14 protein-coding genes are annotated in these 17,859 nt (G+C 72.2%); 8 read left to right on the top strand and 6 right to left on the bottom strand.

Features of this window, described 5'->3' with window-relative positions:
- Positions 1 to 10: 10 nt before the first annotated feature.
- The 3 genes from malQ to Q0817_RS13045 form a co-directional block, all read right to left on the bottom strand.
- Positions 11 to 2,221, bottom strand: a complete 2,211-nt coding sequence (gene malQ / locus Q0817_RS13055) for a 4-alpha-glucanotransferase (RefSeq protein ID WP_298588770.1) — start codon at positions 2,219 to 2,221, stop codon at positions 11 to 13.
- A gap of 58 nt (positions 2,222 to 2,279) precedes the next feature.
- A complete protein-coding gene (locus Q0817_RS13050) occupies positions 2,280 to 3,326 on the bottom strand; it encodes an NAD(P)-dependent alcohol dehydrogenase (RefSeq protein ID WP_298588767.1) in 1,047 nt (348 codons plus the stop codon).
- Positions 3,327 to 3,433: 107 nt separating this feature from the next.
- Complete coding sequence (locus Q0817_RS13045; RefSeq protein ID WP_298588764.1) at positions 3,434 to 4,426, bottom strand: LLM class flavin-dependent oxidoreductase; 993 nt, start codon at positions 4,424 to 4,426, stop codon at positions 3,434 to 3,436.
- A gap of 134 nt (positions 4,427 to 4,560) precedes the next feature.
- On the opposite strand from Q0817_RS13045, the gene Q0817_RS13040 reads away from it, so the two are divergent.
- Positions 4,561 to 5,277, top strand: a complete 717-nt coding sequence (locus Q0817_RS13040; protein WP_298588762.1) for an HAD family phosphatase — start codon at positions 4,561 to 4,563, stop codon at positions 5,275 to 5,277.
- Between the two features lie 18 nt (positions 5,278 to 5,295).
- Here the strand turns inward: Q0817_RS13040 and Q0817_RS13035 are convergent, their stop codons facing one another.
- Positions 5,296 to 6,141, bottom strand: a complete 846-nt coding sequence (locus Q0817_RS13035) for a CoA ester lyase (RefSeq protein WP_298588759.1) — start codon at positions 6,139 to 6,141, stop codon at positions 5,296 to 5,298.
- A gap of 123 nt (positions 6,142 to 6,264) precedes the next feature.
- Entirely contained in the window at positions 6,265 to 7,341 is a 1,077-nt protein-coding gene (locus Q0817_RS13030; RefSeq protein WP_298588756.1) for a glutathione S-transferase family protein, read from the bottom strand.
- Positions 7,342 to 7,533: 192 nt separating this feature from the next.
- On the opposite strand from Q0817_RS13030, the gene Q0817_RS13025 reads away from it, so the two are divergent.
- A complete protein-coding gene (locus Q0817_RS13025; protein WP_298588753.1) occupies positions 7,534 to 8,229 on the top strand; it encodes a hypothetical protein in 696 nt (231 codons plus the stop codon).
- Between the two features lie 56 nt (positions 8,230 to 8,285).
- Positions 8,286 to 8,768, top strand: coding sequence for a MarR family winged helix-turn-helix transcriptional regulator (locus Q0817_RS13020; RefSeq protein ID WP_298588750.1), 483 nt, complete (start codon positions 8,286 to 8,288; stop codon positions 8,766 to 8,768).
- 427 nt (positions 8,769 to 9,195) lie between these two features.
- Here Q0817_RS13020 and catA read toward each other — a convergent pair whose 3' ends face one another.
- The gene (gene catA, locus Q0817_RS13015) at positions 9,196 to 10,080 is read right to left on the bottom strand and encodes a catechol 1,2-dioxygenase (protein ID WP_298588747.1); all 885 of its coding nucleotides are present in this window, start codon (positions 10,078 to 10,080) and stop codon (positions 9,196 to 9,198) included.
- Between the two features lie 360 nt (positions 10,081 to 10,440).
- Here catA and benA point away from each other — a divergent pair, with 360 nt between their 5' ends.
- The 5 genes from benA (at position 10,441) to Q0817_RS12990 (ending at position 17,818) form a co-directional block, all read left to right on the top strand.
- Positions 10,441 to 11,823, top strand: coding sequence for a benzoate 1,2-dioxygenase large subunit (gene benA / locus Q0817_RS13010; protein WP_298588744.1), 1,383 nt, complete (start codon positions 10,441 to 10,443; stop codon positions 11,821 to 11,823).
- Positions 11,824 to 11,862: 39 nt separating this feature from the next.
- Complete coding sequence (gene benB / locus Q0817_RS13005) at positions 11,863 to 12,399, top strand: benzoate 1,2-dioxygenase small subunit (protein WP_298588741.1); 537 nt, start codon at positions 11,863 to 11,865, stop codon at positions 12,397 to 12,399.
- A 124-nt stretch (positions 12,400 to 12,523) separates the two neighbouring features.
- The gene (gene benC / locus Q0817_RS13000; protein ID WP_298588738.1) at positions 12,524 to 14,098 is read left to right on the top strand and encodes a benzoate 1,2-dioxygenase electron transfer component BenC; all 1,575 of its coding nucleotides are present in this window, start codon (positions 12,524 to 12,526) and stop codon (positions 14,096 to 14,098) included.
- Positions 14,098 to 14,925 (top strand): 1,6-dihydroxycyclohexa-2,4-diene-1-carboxylate dehydrogenase, encoded by an 828-nt coding sequence (locus Q0817_RS12995; RefSeq protein WP_298588735.1) that lies wholly within the window; start codon positions 14,098 to 14,100, stop codon positions 14,923 to 14,925. The genes benC and Q0817_RS12995 overlap by 1 nt, the downstream gene beginning before the upstream one ends.
- Before the next feature lie 61 nt (positions 14,926 to 14,986).
- Positions 14,987 to 17,818 carry a LuxR family transcriptional regulator gene (locus Q0817_RS12990; RefSeq protein WP_298588732.1) on the top strand — a complete coding sequence of 944 codons (2,832 nt, stop codon included), beginning with the start codon at positions 14,987 to 14,989 and terminating at the stop codon, positions 17,816 to 17,818.
- Positions 17,819 to 17,859: the final 41 nt, after the last annotated feature.

Genomic DNA, 17,859 nt, shown 5'->3' with positions numbered 1-17,859 from the left:
CCGGGACCGGTCAGGGCGCCGTGCGGTCGGTGTGCTGGGGCTGCTCGGGCTCCCCGACCGGCCGGAAGCGGGACCGGTTGCCGAGCGCCTCGTTGACCGCGCGCACCAGGGAGTTCGCGCGGGCGTTGTCCGGCAGCTGCTCGATGAGCACCGGGTTGCCCGCCTGGTCGGCCAGGGGGACGCGCCAGTTGGGGTACTCGTCCCCCGTGCCCGGCTGGTTCTGCATCCGGCGCTCACCGACGGCGTCCACGAGGGAGACGTTGAACAGCAGCGCCGGGGACTGCGCGAGGTAGCGGTGCAGCGCCTCGACCAGGCCCTGCTCGTCCGTGGCGTCCCCGTCAGGGAGGAGCCCGTCCGCGGCGACGGCCGCGAAGAACGTGTCGAGCTGCCGGCTGGCCTCGGCCCGCTCCTCCTCCACGGGCCGCGCCAGCAGGCCGAGCTCCTGGCGCACGTCCACCTGCACGCCCTCCAGGAAGCCCGCGGTGGGCGGGAAGTCGTGGGTGCTGACCGAGGCCATGCTCAGCTCCCGGTACCGCGCCGGCGGGAGGGGCTCGTCACCGTCCACCTCGAACCACAGGATCGACGTCCCCAGCACGCCGCGCTCCGCGAGGTACTCCCGCACCCACGGCTCGAGGGTGCCGAGGTCCTCCCCGACCACCACCGCCCCGGCGAGCTCCGCCTCGAGCGCGAGGATGCCGACCATCGCCTCGTGGTCGTAGTAGACGTAGGCGCCCTCCGAGGCCTCCTGGCCGTCCGGGATCCACCACAGCCGGAACAGGCCCAGGACGTGGTCCACCCGGATGCCGCCGGCGTGCCGGAAGATCGTGCGCAGCATGTCCCGCCAGGGCAGGTAGCCCGCCTCGGCCAGGCGTTCCGGGTGCCACGGGGGCTGGGACCAGTTCTGGCCCTTCTGGTTGTACATGTCCGCGGGCGCGCCCACGCTGACGCCGGAGGCCAGCACGTCCTGGAGCGTCCACGCGTCGGCGCCCTGCTTGTGCACGCCCACGGCGAGGTCGTGGATCACGCCGATGTCCATCCCGGCCAGGTGCGCCGCGCGCTGGGCGGCCTCGAGCTGCTCGTCCAGCAGCCACTGCATCCACACGTGGAAGTCGATCCTGCGGGACAGCCGGGTCCGCGCCTCCACCGCGTACGGGGCGTCCGGGCCCGCGGCGACGTCGTCCCACTCGGGGGCGTCCTCGCCGAGCTCCTCCCGCAGCGCGCACCACAGGCCGAAGTCCTGCAGGCCCTGCCCGCCCTCGGCCACGAACCGGCGCAGCTGCTGCTGGCGGTGCGGGGAGCGGCGGACGGTGAACAGCAGCTCGAGGCTCTTCAGCTTGGCCGCGTACGCCTTGTCCCGGTCGATGGTGCTGGTGTCCAGGTTGTCCTTGCGCTGGATCGCGGCCAGCGTGTTGACCACCTCGAGGTCGGCCGGGCGCAGGTAGGAGTACTCGGGGACCTCGGCGATGCGCAGGTAGAGGGGGTTGAAGAAGCGGCGGCTGGTCGGCAGGTACGGCGAGGGCTCCACCGGCGGGGCGGGCTCGGCGGCGTGCAGCGGGTTGACCAGCAGGTAGTCCGCCCCCTGCTCCCCCGAGATCGCGGCGAGGCTCGCGAGGTCCGAGATGTCGCCCACGCCCCACGACCGCCCGGAGGTCACCGAGTAGATCTGCGCCATGTAGCCCCAGCGGTGCCGGCCGTGCAGCCGGTCGGTGCTGGACAGGTACCGCGGGGTCACGGCCAGCGGCGTCGTGACCGGGCGTCCGCCGTCGACCTCGGGGCACTCGGCGCGGACCTCGTACCAGCCCACGGCGAGGGCCTCGGGCACCTCGAACGTGGCCTGGCCGGTGAGGACGCCGTCCACGTCGCGCGGGGAGCGCCAGTTGTCCACCGGGGGCGCCGTGATCCGGGTCCCGTCCTCCGCCACGATGGTCACGCGCACCGTGGCGCCGTGCGGGACGTGCGCCGCGAAGCGGGTGCGCTCCCCCGCGACGGCGACCACCACGGGCGGCAGCACCCGCCGCCAGGGTGCCAGCTCCCGCTGGGCGAGGCACGCCTCGATCGCGTCGTCGTCGGCGGCGTCCGCGCCCAGCGCGTCCAGGACGGCGCGCAGCGTCGGCTCCGGGACGTCCCGCTCCCGTCCGTCGAACCCGGCGTAGGTCGTGGAGACCCGGTAGGCCTCGGCGAGCCGGCGCAGCGCGCCGTCGGTAGTGGTGGTGTCGGCCATGGACCCCACTCTATCCATCAGCACGGCCGGAGCCGCAGGCTGCTGACGGTCCGCGCGGCTACGCCAGGGTGCGGGCGACGTCGATGACGAAGCGGTACCGCACGTCCGAGGCGACCACCCGGTCGTAGGCGGCCTCGACGTCCTCGGCGCCGATCAGCTCGATCTCGGACTCCACGCCGTGCTCCGCGCAGAAGTCGAGCATCTCCTGGGTCTGCGGGATCCCCCCGACCATCGAGCCCGTGAGCACGCGCTGCGGACCGATCAGGGCGCCCGGGCGGACGCTGTACGGCTCGGTGGGGAGCCCCACGGAGCACAGCACGCCGTCGACCCGCAGCAGGGAGAGGTACTTCTCGACGGGCAGGTCCGCGGAGACGGTGTTGAGGATCAGGTCGAAGCGGCCCTTGTTGCGCTCGAAGGTCTCGGGGTCCTTCGTGGCCCAGTAGTCGCTCGCGCCGAACGCCAGGCCGTCCTCCTGCTTCGACAGACTCTGGCTCAGCACGGTGACCTCGGCGCCCATGGCCGCGGCGATCTTCACGGCGACGTGGCCGAGCCCGCCCATGCCCAGGACGGCGACCCGCCGGCCGGGCCCTGCGCCCCAGCGCCTGAACGGCGCGTAGGTGGTGATCCCGGCGCACAGCAGCGGGGCTGCCCTGGCGGGATCCAGGGCCTCGGGGACGCGCAGCACGAAGCGCTCGTCGACCACGATCGCGCCGCTGTAGCCGCCCCTGGTCACCGTGCCGTCGGCCTGGGGCGTGTTGTAGGTGGCCGTCACGCCCTCGGTGCAGAACTGCTCCTGGCCGTCGGCGCACTGCTCGCACCGGCCGCAGGAGTCGACGAAGCAGCCGACGCCCACCGTGTCGCCGGGTGCGAAGCCGGTCACGGCCTCCCCCACGGCGCTGACGCGGCCGACGATCTCGTGCCCCGGGGTGACCGGGAAGTGCGTGCCGCCCCACTCGTCGCGCGCGGTGTGGATGTCGGAGTGGCAGATGCCGGCGAAGTGGATGTCGATCTCGACGTCGCCCGGGCCCACCGGGCGGCGCTCGATCGTGGTGCGGTGGAAGCCGGAGTCGGCGGAGGCGGCCTCGAGGGCGGGGACGGTGGTCATGCGGTGCTCCTGTCGTGGTGCGGAGATCTCGGGGTGCAGGTCGTGCGGTCGGAGGTCGTGCGGTCGGAGGTCGGGGGGTCGGGACGGGCGGCGCCGGGCCGGTGCGCTCACCAGGCGTGGGCGACGAGCTCGTAGGACCGGGCGCGCACCTCGGGGTCGTGGGCGTAGCTGTTGAGCATCAGCTCGTCGGCCCGGGTGAGCTCGACGATCTGCTCGAGGTCGGCGACCACCCGTTCGGGCGTGCCGACCGCCGAGACGGCGAGGTGCTCCTCCACCATGCCCGCCTCCGCCGCGGTGAGCTCGACGCGCTCGACCGGGGGCTGGAGCGGGCGTCGGTCGTTGCGCGCGATCCCGCGCACCAGCAGCTGGTGGGTGGTGAACTGGCGCCGCGCCTCCTCGTCGGTGTCGGCGGCGAGGACGTTCGCCGCGACCATCACGTGCGGGCGCTCGACCGTGGCGGTCGGGGCGTGCGCGTCGAAGCGCTGCCGGTACAGGGCGATGGCGTCCATGATCATGGCCGGGGCGAAGTGGGAGGCGAACGCGTAGGGCAGACCGAGCCGGGCGGCGACCTCCGCGCCACCGGTCGAGGAGCCGAGGATCCACAGGGGAACGTCCGTCCCCCGGGCCACGGGCGCCCGGACGACCTCCTGCTCCTGGCCGCCGAACAGACGCACCAGACGGCGCACGTCGGCCTCGAAGGTGTCGTGACCGGCGTGGCCGCGCCGCAGCTCGAGGGCGGTGCGCATGTCGGTGCCCGGGGCCCGGCCCAGGCCCAGCTCCACGCGGCCGGGATAGAGGTTGGCGAGCGTGCCGAAGGCCTCGGCCACGGTCAGCGGCACGTGGTTGGGCAGCATGATCCCGCCGGAGCCCACGCGGAGGCGCTCCGTGGCGGCGAGGGCCTGACCGATGAGCACCGCGGTGGCGGAGGACGCGAAGGCCTCCGTGTTGTGGTGCTCGGCGTACCACAGGCGACGGTAGCCGGACGCGTCGAGCCGGCGGGCGAGGTCCACCGCCTCGCGGAGGGCGTCCGCCGTGGAGCGGCCCTCCGACAGGGGCACGAGGTCGAGGGCGGACAGCGGGACGCGGGAGGTGGTGGGCAAGGGCGGGCTTCTTCCGTCGGGGATGGCACGAAGGGGTTCGGTGGCGGCAACACCCCGGGACGGACGGCTTATTCCGGGCGTTGCCCTGCTCACACCCCCGCCGCGGCCGGGGTCCGGTGGGGCACCATGGGAGCATGACGTCTTTCCCCGCCCCCACGCCGTCGCTGCCCACGCCCTCCTCCGAGCTGCCGGCGCCCGCCCCCGGATGGGCCCCGGCGTGCGTGGTGTTCGACTGCGACGGCATCCTCATGGACACGGAGGCGAACTGGGCCCGGGTCCAGCGCCTCGTCTGCGAGCGCCACGGGCTCGAGTTCACCGAGGCCATGGAGCGCCGGATGATGGGCTGGTCCGCGGCGGACGTCGCCACGGCGATCGCCGAGGCCGCGCAGGCCGACCGGGCCGCGGTCCACGCCGATGTGCTGCGCACCGAGGAGCAGACGCTGACCGGTCACATCGTCCCCCTGCCGGGAGCGCTCGAGACCGTGCGCGCGTTCGCCGAGCGGCTGCCCGTGGCCGTGGCCAGCAACTCCACGAGCACGATCCTCGGCGTGAAGCTGGAGGAGGCCGGCTTCGCCCCCCACCTGAGCACGTGGGTCTCCTCCGAGGACGTGCCCCGCGGCAAGCCGGCCCCGGACATCTACGCCGAGGCCGTGCGGCGGCTGGGCTTCGCCCCGGGCCAGGCGCTGGCGGTGGAGGACTCCGTGGTGGGCGCGACCTCGGCCGTGGCGGCGGGACTCGTGGTCGTGGCCGTGCCGTCGGTCCCGGACGGGGACCCCGTGCCCGCGCACCACCGGGCGGCGGCGCTGACGGACCCCGTCTTCCGGGAGCTCATGACCCGCTGGCTGGGCTGAGGGGAGCGCCCGGGGCGCTCAGCGGTTCCAGAGCCCGTAGGTCTGCGCGAGCTCGGACACCTTGCGGGCCCGGGCCAGGCGCGGGAGGTAGCTGCCGTCGCCCACGACGTGCCCGGAGTCGTGCTGCGTGATGAGCTCGCGCGCCCAGGTGATCTCCTGATCGCTCGGGGCGAGGTTGCGGTTGATCCCGTCCGTCTGCTGCGGGTCCAGGCAGAGCTTGCCCGTCATGCCCATGGACTGCGTCACGGCGCACGCCTCGGCGAGCCCCTCCTCCGAGGCGCCCAGGGTCGGCCCGTCGATGGGACCGGGCAGCTCCCCCACCCGGGAGGCCACGACGAGGCTCGAGCGCGCGAACGCCAGCGCCATGGGGTCGGCGCTGACACCGGTGTCCCGGCGGAAGTCGCCGACCCCGAAGGCGAGCCGGAACACCCCGGGCGCGCGGGCGATGTCGTTGGCGTTCATGATCCCCACGGCCGACTCGATGAGCGCCACGACCGGCGTGCCGGCCGGGGCCATCATGGCCGTCTTGGTGATGTGGTCGGGGTGCTCCGTCTTGGCCAGCATGATCCCGCGCAGGTGGCCGACCCTGCTGAGGGCGGCGAGGTCCTGCTCCCAGTACGGGGTGGTGATGTCGTTGATCCGCACCCAGGCGCTCGCACCGGCCTCGAAGGCCTCCACGACGTTCTGGCGGGCCTGGTCCTTGCCCTCGGCGGGGATGGCGTCCTCGATGTCGAACACCACGGAGTCCGCCTCGGACGCGAGCGCCGCCGGGAAGACGGAGGGGTCGGCGGCCGACGTGAGCAGCCACGAGCGGGACGGGCGGGCGGGCAGCGCGGCGGCGCGCTGGTTGCGGTAGGGGGCCACGGAGGGGTCCTTTCCGAGAAGGGAGCGGCGGGGACGGGAGGCCCCTGGGACGCCCGTCCCCGCGGACGGGCCCGGGCCGTAGGAGCTGTCCAGTCTAGGCGGCGCGCCGACCCTGCGGAACGCTCAGACGGTCAGTGGCGTGTGACGTCGGTCAACCCGCTCCTCCGGCCGGACGGGTCCCGGTGCGGTCCCCGCCCCGAAGGGCGAACCGCCGAGGGCCTCCCGGCCGTGCGCGGACACCCAGTTGTCCAGGTCGGGGCCCACGGGAACGATCTGGGACGGGTTGATGTCCTCGTGGACCACGAAGTAGTGCTGCTTGATCTGCTCGAAGTCCACGGTGTCGCCGAACCCGGGGGTCTGGAAGAGGTCCCGGGCGTAGCCCCACAGGTGGGGCATCTCGGTGAGCTTGTTGCGCGAGCACTTGAAGTGCGAGTGGTAGACCGGGTCGAAGCGCACCAGGGTGGTGAACAGCCGCACGTCCGCCTCGGTGATGTGCTCGCCCATGAGGTAGCGGCGGGTCGCGAGGCGGTCCTCGAGCCAGTCCATGGCGGCCCACAGCCGCGCGTAGGCCTTCTCGTGGGCCTGCTGCGAGCCGGCGAAGCCGCACCGGTAGACCCCGTTGTTGACCTCGGTGTAGACGCGCTGCATGACCTCGCGCATCTCGTCCTCGAGATCGGCCGGCCAGAGGTCGGGGGCGCCCTCGCGGTGGAACGCGCCCCACTCTTTGGCGAGGTCCTCCGTGATCCGGGGGAAGTCGTTGGTCACGACCTTGCCGCTCTCGATCTCCACCACCGCCGGCACGGTGATCCCCCGCGGGTAGTCGGGGTGGCGGGCGAAGTACGCCTCCTGGAGCCGCTCGATGCCCAGCACCGGGTCCCTGCCGTCCGGGTCGAGGTCGAACGTCCACGAGCGCACGTCGTGGACGGGACCGGGCAGCCCCACCGACAGGACGTCCTCGAGCCCCAGCAGCCGTCGCACGACGAGGGTCCGGTTGGCCCAGGGGCAGGCCCGTGCGGCGACGAGGCGGTAGCGGCCGGCCTCGACGGGCCAGGCCTGGGCCCCCTCGGGGACGACGGCACTCGCCGGGTCGCGGACGATCCGGTCCTCGATGTAGGCGGTGTCCCGGGTGAACTCCTTGCCGGGGTGCACGTAGGCTCCGGCGGTGCTGTGCTCGGACCGCTGGGTGCTGCGCTGTGACATGGTGGCTCCTCGCGGTGCTGCTGGTCGGGGCGCCACCGGCCGGGACGGCGGTCGGCGGCGGGACGGCCGCACCTCCCGCCCCTCGTTTTTGATGATATGTCAATCACAGCAGGGGCGCCAGGGGAGGTCGCGTCGGGGGCGAGGTCTACAGTGGAGGCGTCCAGCACCCTCCCACCACGGAACAGTCCGCCCATGAGCACCCACGGCAACGAGCCCGAGTACGGGCAGCGCCTTCCCCCGCAGCACGTCCCGCCCCGATCCGGACCTCGGGCGGCGCGCGGGCCCGCGGCCTCACCGCGGGCCGCCCGGCGGATGGCGCGCGGACTCTCCTTCACCTTCGTGATGCTGGGCCTGCTGGTCGGCGGCGGGCTCGCCGCCCTGGGCACCGCGTGGGGCTGGGTGGCCGGAGCCCTGCTCGTCCTGCCCGGCCTCGTGGGCTTCGTCGTCGTCCAGGCCCAGCTGCACCCGGCCCTCCGGGACGCGTCGGTGCCCCCGCTGCGGAGCCGGTCGAGACTGTGGCTCATCCCTTCCGCGCTGCTGCTGCTGGGCGCCCTGCTCCTGGCCGGGGCTCTCGGGGCCCAGCCCCTGCTGGCGGGCACCGCGCGCGCGCACCTGGTCGAGGAGTACGTCAGCGTCCTGGTCGTCTCGGGCATGACCCTGGTGGTCGCGGCGGGCCTGGGCTTCGGCCTCGTGGCCATGGCCTCCTTCACGCCGGTCGACGACGACGACTCCCCGCTGCGCCCCACCGGCTACGCCGAACGCCTCCGGCGGCCCGCGCCCGGGCTCGGGGACCACTACGACTCGGAGTGGATCCACCGCCGCCGGACACGGTACGGCCGCGACGCCGGCGACGACCCCGGCCCGAAGGGTGGACCGCCGGGCGCTTGACATTTGTTGACACGTCATCTAATCTGGGTTCTTTCGCCCCACGAGAGGACTGCCGCATGAGCCACCCGGAGACCGACGAGGTCAACTGGCTGTCGGACGAGGAGCAGCGCGTCTGGCGCGGCTTCCTGGCCCTGAGCCGCGGCATGCAGACCGCGGTGGACCGCCAGCTCTCCCGCGACAGCGCACTGTCCGGCTCCGAGTACGAGGTTCTCGTGCTGCTCTCGGAGAGCGACACCGGCGTGATCCGCTCCCGCGACCTCCTCCACGACCTCGGCTGGGAGCGCAGCCGCCTGTCCCACCTGCTCTCCCGGATGGCCCGGCGCGGGCTGCTCGAGCGGCTGCCGTGCGACAGCGACGCGCGCGGACTCGACGTGCGGATCACCCCGGAGGGGCGCCATGCCATCGAGGCCTCCGCCCCCGGTCATCTCGAGCTGGTGCGCGCGGCGCTGATCGACCACCTGACCCGGGAGGAGATGGACGCACTGCTCTCAGTCTCCGGCAAGGTGGTCCCCCGGCTCGAGGAACTGGGGCTGTGCTGACACCGCAGTCCTGACGCACTCAGGGCTCAGGGCTCAGGGCTCAGGGCTCGGGGCTCAGGGCCAGCCTGCTCCACGGCGACCCCGGACAGGGGACAGGCCCTGCCGCATGGGGGGATCGGCAGGGCCTGTCGGGCATCCCGATCGGGGGAATGGGACGCCAGTCGTCGGCAGGAACCATCCGGAGGCAGATGGGGGGATCACCTCCGGGCCATCGCCGACGACAGATTTACCTTAGACCCAGTGATCTGCATGAGCAAGCCGACTGTGCGTTTTGTGTCCGTGTCGCCCCCGCCCGGGCGACGACCCCCGGAGATTTGCCCGGGCGGGGCGCCGCTCGGCACCTCCGCACACGGGAACGCCCCCGCCGGCCGAGGCCGACGGGGGCGTTCCTGATGCACCGCGGGCATCGCGCCCGCGGGGTGGGGTCCTACTTGGTCTGGCCCTCCTTGGCGAGGACGTAGTCGTAGACGACCTCCTCGCCCTCGCCGCCGTCGGTGCGCGGCTTGGGATCCAGCATCAGCTCGGGCTTGACCGCCGAGGCGATGTCGTCCTCGTTGTGCGGGTCGCCGGGGAAGTACAGCTGCTGGGTGACCAGCTGGTACCCGGGGGCGGAGACCTTGATGTGGATGTGCGCCGGGCGCCAGGCGTGCCAGCCGGCCGCGGCGATCAGCTGCCCACAGGCCCCGTCGGTGGGAATCTGGTACGGGGCCGGGCGCTTGGTGTTGATCTCGAAGTAGCCGTTCTCGTCGGCCTTCACCGTGCCGCGGAACAGCCACTCGGGTAGCTCCGGGGCGTACTGGGAGTAGAAGCCGTTGGCGTCGGCGTGCCAGATCTCCACCTGGGCGCCCTGCAGCGGGTTGCCGTCGGTGTCGGTGAACCGGCCCTTGAACAGCAGCGGGGTGCCGGGCTCGTCCTCGCGCATCTCCAGGGTCGCCGGGGTGGGCAGCACCGGGGAGTCGGGCACGTAGTAGGGGCCCTCGATGGTGCCGACGGCTCCGGGGCGCTCCTGGGAGTTGACGTCCTCGATGGTGTGCTCCAGCCACACGTCCAGGAACAGCGGCCACTCCCCGTCCGTGCCGACCTTGATCAGCCAGGCCTTCAGGGCGTTGTACTCCTCGTAGGTGACCTCGTGCTCGACCGCGATGTCGTTGATCGCCTTGATCGCGGCACCGGCCAGCAGGGACACCCGCTCCTTCGGCACGTCCAGCTTCGCCAGCTTGCCCGAGGCGGTGAACCGCTCGGTGGCCTTGGACCCGGCCTCGACCGCGGTGCCCTCGTTCTCCTTGCGCGTTGCCGCGTGGGTCTCCGTCATGGTGTTCTCCACATTCCTCGTTGAACGGTATTCAGGGACGCCCGTCGTGCCTGTCGCTCCCGATGCAGCTCGAGGCCCCCAGCGCGAGGCCTTCCGGTTGTGACACCGGACACGTCGACGTCCCCCTCAGCCTAGGTGGGCGATCAGGACGCGACAAATATCGATTGGACCCATTTTGTGCACATAATGCGGAATAAACCCACCCTGGGTTACTCCTAGGGGTTTGCCTGATGTGATCGGAGTCACGGGACACCAGACTGGCTCTGTACCGTCCGGCAGGAGCCGGTCGCAGCAGCGGCCCCGGCCCGCACGTCCCGAGCAGACGTCCCGCCCAGACATCCCGATCAGAAGGAGCACGTCATGACCGAGAACCTGACCCACGTTCGCGAGGTCCTCTCCGACGCCGTCGTGGACGACCGCGAGAACGGCGTCATCCGGGCGAAGCGGGAGATCTTCACCGACGAGGAGATCTTCGAGCTGGAGATGAAGTACATCTTCGAGGGCAACTGGGTGTACCTGGCCCACGAGTCGCAGATCCCCAACGTGGGCGACTACTTCACCACCTACATCGGCCGCACCCCGGTCGTGATCACCCGCGACAAGGACGAGAAGCTCAACTGCATCGTCAACGCGTGCTCCCACCGCGGCGCGATGCTGTGCCGGCGCAAGACGGACAACCGCACCACCTTCACCTGCCCCTTCCACGGCTGGACGTTCAAGAACTCCGGCGAGCTGCTCAAGGTCAAGGACGGCCGCAACGGCGGCTACCCGGAGAACTTCAACAAGGAGGGCTCGCACGACCTGACCAAGGTCGCCCGCTTCGAGTCCTACCGAGGCTTCCTGTTCGGCTCCCTGAACCCGGACGTGCTGCCCCTCGAGGAGCACCTGGGCGACGCCACCACGGTGATCGACTCGATCGTGGACCAGTCCCCCGAGGGCCTCGAGGTCCTGCGCGGCGCCTCGACCTACACCTACGACGGCAACTGGAAGGTCCAGGCGGAGAACGGCGCCGACGGCTACCACGTGACCTCGGTGCACTGGAACTACGCCGCGACCACCGCCCGCCGCACCGCCGGGGACTCCGCCAACAAGACCAAGGCCATGGACGCCGGCAAGTGGGGCAAGGTCAAGGGCGGGTTCTACTCCTACGAGCACGGCCACCTGCTGCTGTGGCAGGAGTGGACCAACCCGGAGGACCGCCCGCTGTGGGACCGGCGCGAGGAGCTCGTCGACAAGTACGGCGAGGAGATGGCGAACTTCATGATCAACATCTCGCGCAATCTCTGCCTGTACCCGAACGTGTACATCATGGACCAGTTCTCCTCGCAGATCCGCCACTTCCGGCCGATCTCCGCGGACCAGACCGAGGTCACCATCTACTGCATCGCCCCCAAGGGCGAGTCGCAGGAGAACCGCTCGAAGCGCATCCGCCAGTACGAGGACTTCTTCAACGCGACCGGCATGGCGACCCCGGACGACCTCGAGGAGTTCCGCTCCTGCAACAAGACCTACTGGGCCACCTCGGCCCCGTGGAACGACATGTCCCGCGGCGCCGCGCACGAGATCCAGGGCCCCGACGAGCAGGCCCAGGCCCTCGGCATGACCAAGGTCATCGCCTCCGGCGTGCGCACCGAGGACGAGGGCCTGTACCCGGTCCAGCACGGCTTCTGGAAGGACGTCATGGACAAGGGGCTGGCCGCGGAGGAGCGCGCCGCCGCGCAGTCCGCTCCCGTGACCGCCTGACCCGGACTCCCCCGAACCACAGAAAGAGTGCAGAACACCATGGCCAACCTGCTGAACCCCGTGACGGCGCTGAAGACCGCCGAGGAGATCGCGACGCTCGAGACCGTGCGCGCCTTCCTCTACAAGGAGGCCCGCCTCCTGGACGACCGCCAGTTCGACGAGTGGCTCGAGTGCTACCACCCGGACTCCGAGTTCTGGATGCCGTCCTGGGGGGACGACGACCAGCTGACCGAGGACCCCCAGAACGAGATCTCCCTGATCTACTACGACAACCGCGGCGGCATCGAGGACCGCGTGTTCCGCATCAAGACGGACCGCTCCTCCGCCACGTCCCTGCCGGACCCCCGCACCGGGCACAACATCACCGACGTGGAGATCCTCGCCCACGACGGCGACCAGGTGCAGGTCCGCTTCAACTGGTTCACGCTGTACTTCCGCTACAACACCACGGACACGTACTTCGGCACCAGCTTCTACACGATCGACCTCTCGGGCGAGAAGCCGGTCATCCTGAAGAAGAAGGTCGTCCTGAAGAACGACTACATCCACCACGTGGTGGACGTCTACATGATCTGACGCCTGCCGCGGCCGGCCCCCGCCCGGGGCCGGTCGCGGCGGATCGTCGGCACCCTGTGCTCACCGAGCACCCCACAGACTTTTCCGGGCCGCGCGGACGCGGCCCCCCACCCAGGAGGAAATCATGGGCCACCAGGTAGCCCTCAGCTTCGAGGACGGCGTCACGAAGGTCGTCAAGGTCGGCGACTACGAGACCGTCCTGGACGCCGCCTACAAGGCGCGCATCAACATTCCCGCGGACTGCCGCGACGGCGCCTGCGGCACCTGCAAGGCCTTCTGCGACTCCGGCACCTTCGACCCCGGGGACTTCATCGACGACGCCATGACCGAGGACGAGCTCGAGAAGGGCTACCTGCTCACCTGCCAGGCCGTCCCCGAGTCCGACATGGCCATCCAGATCCCGGCGACCGCCGAGTCCGCGAAGACCTCCGCGGCCACGTTCAGCTCCACGCTCCAGGAGCTGGACAAGCACTCCGAGACCACGATCTCCTTCACCCTCGACGTCGAGAAGCGGGAGGACCTCGCGTTCCTGCCCGGCCAGTACGTCAACATCAAGGTGCCCGGCACCGACGCCGAGCGCTCCTACTCCTTCAGCAGCGGCCCCGAGGTCGAGGGCGCGGCCTTCATGGTGCGCATCACCCCGCAGGGGGCGATGTCCGAGTACCTGCGCGACCGTGCCCAGGTCGGGGACACCATCGAGTTCAGCGGCCCCTACGGCTCGTTCTTCCTGCGCGAGCCCAAGCGCCCGCTGCTGCTGCTCGCCGGGGGCACCGGCCTGGCCCCGCTCCTGTCGATCCTGGAGAAGCTCTCCGAGAACCCGCCCAGCACCCCGGTGCACCTGATCTACGGGGTGACCCGCGAGGCCGACATCGTGGGCCTGGACTGGATCCGTGCGTACGAGGCCAAGCTGCCGGACTTCACCTGGGACTACATCGCCTCCGAGGAGGGCACCTCCGCCCCGCACACCGGCTACGTCACCCAGATCATCGAGCCGTCCCACCTCAACGACGGCGACGTCGACGTCTACCTGTGCGGCCCGCCGCCCATGGTCAACGCCGTCTCCAAGTGGCTGGACAGCGAGGGGATCGAGCCCGCGAACTTCTACTTCGAGCGCTTCGCGCCGAAGGAGACCACCGGCGGCGACGCCGAGACCGGCGCGCCGCCCTCCCCCGAGCAGATCGCTGCCGAGGGCGACACCATGACCCGCTCCGAGGCGCTCTCCTCGATGGAGACCGGGCGGCTGGAGTTCCGCAAGGAGGACAGCTTCGCCCACCTCGACGCCCGCATGGGCCTCGAGCTCGCCGTCACCGAGCTCATGATGGGCCGGCTGACCGAGGAGCAGCTGGAGCAGTTCCGGCGTCTCGCGGAGGCCACCACGCGCTCCGTGGGCGCCGGCACCGTCCAGGACCCCGAGGAGTACGTGCGCACCAATGAGGAGTTCCACGAGTACCTCTTCATGGTCTGCGACAACCCCACGCTGCTGGAGTCCTACCGCCGGCTCGACGTGCGCGAGCAGATGGCCGCGACCTTCGAGCAGGGCACCGAGATCTTCGCCCGGGTCGCCCAGGACCACCTCGACGTCGTCGAGGCGTTCGAGCGCGGCGACAAGGAGCGGGCCCGCGAGGTCATCATGATCCACGCCCGCGACGCCAAGCAGACCATGTCCACGGCGATCGACGCCAAGGAGGCCGGTCGCTGATGGGCGCACCGTACGCGGGACAGTTCGTGACCCCCGGCCGCTTCGCCGGCCAGGTGGCGGTCGTGACCGGGTCCGCGCAGGGCATCGGGCAGAAGGTGGCCGAGCGGATCGGCGCCGAGGGCGGCGCCGTCGTCCTCGTGGACCGCTCCGAGCTGGTGCACGAGGTCGCCCGGGGCATCACCGAGGCCGCCGAGGCCTCGGGCTCGGGCGGTTCCGCCACGTCCGTGACCGCCGACCTCGAGACCTGGGCCGGGGCCCAGCAGGCCGTCGAGGCCGCGCTCGCGGCCCACGGGCGGGTGGACGTGCTCGTCAACAACGTGGGCGGCACCATCTGGGCCCGCCCCTACGAGGAGTACGACGAGGAGAAGATCGAGAAGGAGATCCGCCGCTCGCTCTTCCCGACCCTGTGGACCTGCCGCGCCGTGCTCCCGGCCATGCTCGAGCAGGGCTCGGGCACGATCGTCAACGTCTCCTCGGTGGCCACCCGCGGCCTGCACCGCGTGCCCTACGCCGCGGCGAAGGGCGGGGTCAACGCCCTGACCCAGTCCCTGGCCATGGAGGTCGCCGGCCGCGGGATCCGCGTGGTCGCCACCGCCCCCGGCGGCACGGAGGCCCCGCCCCGCAGGGTCAGGCGCGGGCCCGAGGCCGAGAGCGCCACGGAGAAGGCCTGGTACCAGGTGATCGTGGACCAGACCGTGGACTCCTCGTTCGTGAAGCGCTACGGCACCCTCGACGAGCAGGCCGCGCCCATCGTGTTCCTCGCCTCCGACGAGGCCTCCTACGTCACCGGCAGCGTCCTGCCGGTCGCCGGCGGGGACCTCGGCTGAGCAGCCCCGGGGGGACGCCCGCCGGCGTGGCCGTGCCCCCTCCAGGGGTAGACTCGCGGCCATGACGGCGGGCCTGCACCACGGAGACCCCGGGGAGGAGTTCCCGCTGGTCGGGCGGGCCGGCGCGCTCGAGGAGCTCGTCGAGGTCCTGCGGACCGTGCGCAGGGGCCACGTCCGCACCGTGGTGCTCGACGGCCCGCTGGGCGCGGGCAAGACCGCCCTGCTCGAGCTGTTCCTGGAGCACTGCCGCTCCACCGCCCGAGGCGTCCGGGTGCTCAGCGCCACCGGCGACGAGTGGGAGTCCCAGCTCGCCCTCGCCGGGTACAGCCAGCTCATGCTCGCCACGCCGCTGCGCTCGTCCAGGGGCTTCGACGGCGCGCCCGCGCTGCCCTCGGCCCCGGTCGCGGAGCTGAGCCCCGCCCAGGCGGTCAACTACGCCGCGACCCTGAGCACCCACCTCGAGAGCCTGCAGACCCGCGGGAGCGTGGTGGTCACCGTCGACGACGCCCACCGGCTGGACGAGCAGACCCTGCGGATCCTGGTGTTCGTGATGCGCCGGCTGCACGGCAAGCGGGTCATGTTCGTCCTGACCCTCGACCCCGCGCAGGCCTGGCACGTCCCGGCCGGAGTGCTCGACTTCCTCACCGGCCACCAGGTGCAGCGCATTCCCCTCGAGCCGTTCGGGGCGGAGGAGGTCCGGACCGCGGCCCGCCGGTACTTCGGCCTGGACCTCAGCGCGACCGCCGCGCACCGGCTCGTCCGGCACACCGGCGGGCTGCCCCAGCAGGTCCTCGAGCTGCTGCGCGAGCTGCCCGAGGACACCTGGCACTCCTGGTTCGCGGACCTCCCGGCGAGCTCCCGGGTGCGCGCACGTGTGCACAGCGTCCTCGACGGGGCCTCCCCCGACCTGGTCCGCACGGCCGAGGCCGTCTCCGTGCTGGGGCGCAGCGCGGGCCTGGCCGAGGTGGCCCACGTGAGCGGGGTGGACGCCCTGATGGAGGCCCTCGACGAGGGCCACCGCGCCGGGCTGCTGGACCTGTCCGTGGACCAGGCCCGCTCGGTCGTGCAGTTCTTCGAGCCGGGCGCCGCGGAGGCCGTCTACGGGCTGATCGTGCCCAGCCGGCGGATCGAGCTGCACCGGCGGTCCTCGGCCGCCGTGCACGAGGAGGGCGAGCAGCTCGGCCACCGCGTCTCCGCCACCCCGGGGCCCGACGAGCCGCTGGCCGTGGAGCTCGAGGCCTTCGCCGGGCGGCAGGCGATGGTGGGGGCCTGGCAGGAGGTCGCCACGGCGCTGTTCTCGGCGTCCCGGCTCTCCGCGGACGCGCGCGCCCGCAACGACCGTCTCCTCCGGGCCGTGGACGCCCTGGTCGGCTCGGGCAACATCGCCCAGGCCGGCATGTGGGCGGCCGCCGTGGACGCCATGCCGTCCTCCCCCCTGCGCTCGTCGGTGCTCGGCTACCTCTCCACGGTGTCGGGGCAGAACCGCAGCGCGCAGTCCCAGCTCGAGATGGCGTGGCGCACGAGCAACCGGCAGCGGGACCCCGCGGCCGCCGCGCAGATCGCCCAGCGCTTCGTGCTGCACGGCGTGGCATCCTGGGACGGCCCCGTCATCACCCGGTGGGCGGAGACCGCGATGTCCCTCACCGATCCCGGCACCCCCGCCCACATCGAGTCCGAGGCCATCTACGGCCTGGGCCTCTTCGCCCAGGGCCGGCTGCGGGACGCCGAGTCCTCCTACGAGCGGGCCTTCGAGCACGCCGCGGAGAACGCCCAGAAGCAGCGCGTCCAGATGGGCTCCGGCTGGCTCGCCCTGCGCGCCGACGACGTCGAGACGGCGCTCGTCAACTTCCAGGCGGCCGCCCCCACGGAGTACCGGGGCGGGTCCCTGCGGATCTCCCTGTGGGCGGAGGCGTGGCTGGCCCGCACCCAGCTGGTGCTGGGCGACTGGGACGCCGCGGCGGCCACGGTCTCCCGCGCCTCGGTGCGCCTCGAGACCTCCCAGATGCCGCTGATCCGTCCGCTGCTGTACTGGACCGCCGCGGAGCTGTGGTCGATGCGCGGGGACTGGGACCGGGCCCGCCACTACGTCTCCCAGGCCGCCGTGCAGCCGGGCACCTACCGGGCCATGCAGGTCCCGGCCAGCCTCGCGCGGGCCCGCTTCCACGAGGCCCGCGCCGACTACGAGAGCGCCCTGGGGGTGCTGGAGCCGCTCACGGACATCGATCCGTGGACCGACGAGCGGGTCTCCTTCTGGCCGTGGCAGGACACCTATGTCAACGCCCTCGTCATGACCGACCGGCTCGAGGACGCGGACGTCTTCCTCACCGCGTTCGAGCGGGTGCGCCGCGAGCGGCGGATCCCCTCCGACGAGGCGCGCTCGGCGTGGGCCCGGGGGCGGATCCTCGCCGCGCAGGGCGATCCGGACACCGCGCGGGAGCACTTCGAGGCGGCCCTGGGGCACCTGCGCGGGCTCAACCGCCCGTACCTGCGCGCCCGGATCAGCTTCGCCTTCGGGCAGAGCATGCGCCGCGCGGGCAAGCGGCGCCTGGCCTCCACCGTGCTGCGGACCGCGCGGGACCTCTACGACTCGCTGGGCGCCGCCACCTACGTGGAGCGCTGCGACCGCGAGCTCAAGGCGACCGGCCTCGACGTCGGGAACCTGCCCGACCCCTCCGACCCGGTGCTCGCCGCCGTGGGCCGGACCGCCGTGCAGCTCACCGCCCAGGAGCAGGCGGTGGCCGAGCTGGTCTCGGGCGGGGCCACCAACAAGGAGACCGCGCGGGCCCTGTTCCTGGCGGAGAAGACCGTCCAGTACCACCTGACCCGCATCTACGGGAAGCTCGGGATCCGCTCCCGCAGCGAGCTCGCCGCCCGCTACCGCTCGCCCGAATGACCGCCCTTGGACGACCGCGAGGTGGCGGACGACGGCGACAG

This window comes from uncultured Kocuria sp. (assembly GCF_947500125.1).
Lineage (GTDB): Bacteria > Actinomycetota > Actinomycetes > Actinomycetales > Micrococcaceae > Kocuria.
Note: the sequence above shows the minus strand (reverse complement) of the source record. Positions and strands in the feature narration are given on the sequence as shown.

What these genes read in the sequence shown, in the direction of transcription:
- malQ (WP_298588770.1), bottom strand. Translation starts at nt 2,221, where the DNA reads ATGGCCGACACCACCACTACCGACGGCGCGCTGCGCCGGCTCGCCGAG.
- Q0817_RS13050 (WP_298588767.1), bottom strand. Translation starts at nt 3,326, where the DNA reads ATGACCACCGTCCCCGCCCTCGAGGCCGCCTCCGCCGACTCCGGCTTC.
- Q0817_RS13040 (WP_298588762.1), top strand. Translation starts at nt 4,561, where the DNA reads ATGACGTCTTTCCCCGCCCCCACGCCGTCGCTGCCCACGCCCTCCTCC.
- Q0817_RS13030 (WP_298588756.1), bottom strand. Translation starts at nt 7,341, where the DNA reads ATGTCACAGCGCAGCACCCAGCGGTCCGAGCACAGCACCGCCGGAGCC.
- Q0817_RS13025 (WP_298588753.1), top strand. Translation starts at nt 7,534, where the DNA reads ATGAGCACCCACGGCAACGAGCCCGAGTACGGGCAGCGCCTTCCCCCG.
- Q0817_RS13020 (WP_298588750.1), top strand. Translation starts at nt 8,286, where the DNA reads ATGAGCCACCCGGAGACCGACGAGGTCAACTGGCTGTCGGACGAGGAG.
- catA (WP_298588747.1), bottom strand. Translation starts at nt 10,080, where the DNA reads ATGACGGAGACCCACGCGGCAACGCGCAAGGAGAACGAGGGCACCGCG.
- benA (WP_298588744.1), top strand. Translation starts at nt 10,441, where the DNA reads ATGACCGAGAACCTGACCCACGTTCGCGAGGTCCTCTCCGACGCCGTC.
- benB (WP_298588741.1), top strand. Translation starts at nt 11,863, where the DNA reads ATGGCCAACCTGCTGAACCCCGTGACGGCGCTGAAGACCGCCGAGGAG.
- benC (WP_298588738.1), top strand. Translation starts at nt 12,524, where the DNA reads ATGGGCCACCAGGTAGCCCTCAGCTTCGAGGACGGCGTCACGAAGGTC.
- Q0817_RS12995 (WP_298588735.1), top strand. Translation starts at nt 14,098, where the DNA reads ATGGGCGCACCGTACGCGGGACAGTTCGTGACCCCCGGCCGCTTCGCC.
- Q0817_RS12990 (WP_298588732.1), top strand. Translation starts at nt 14,987, where the DNA reads ATGACGGCGGGCCTGCACCACGGAGACCCCGGGGAGGAGTTCCCGCTG.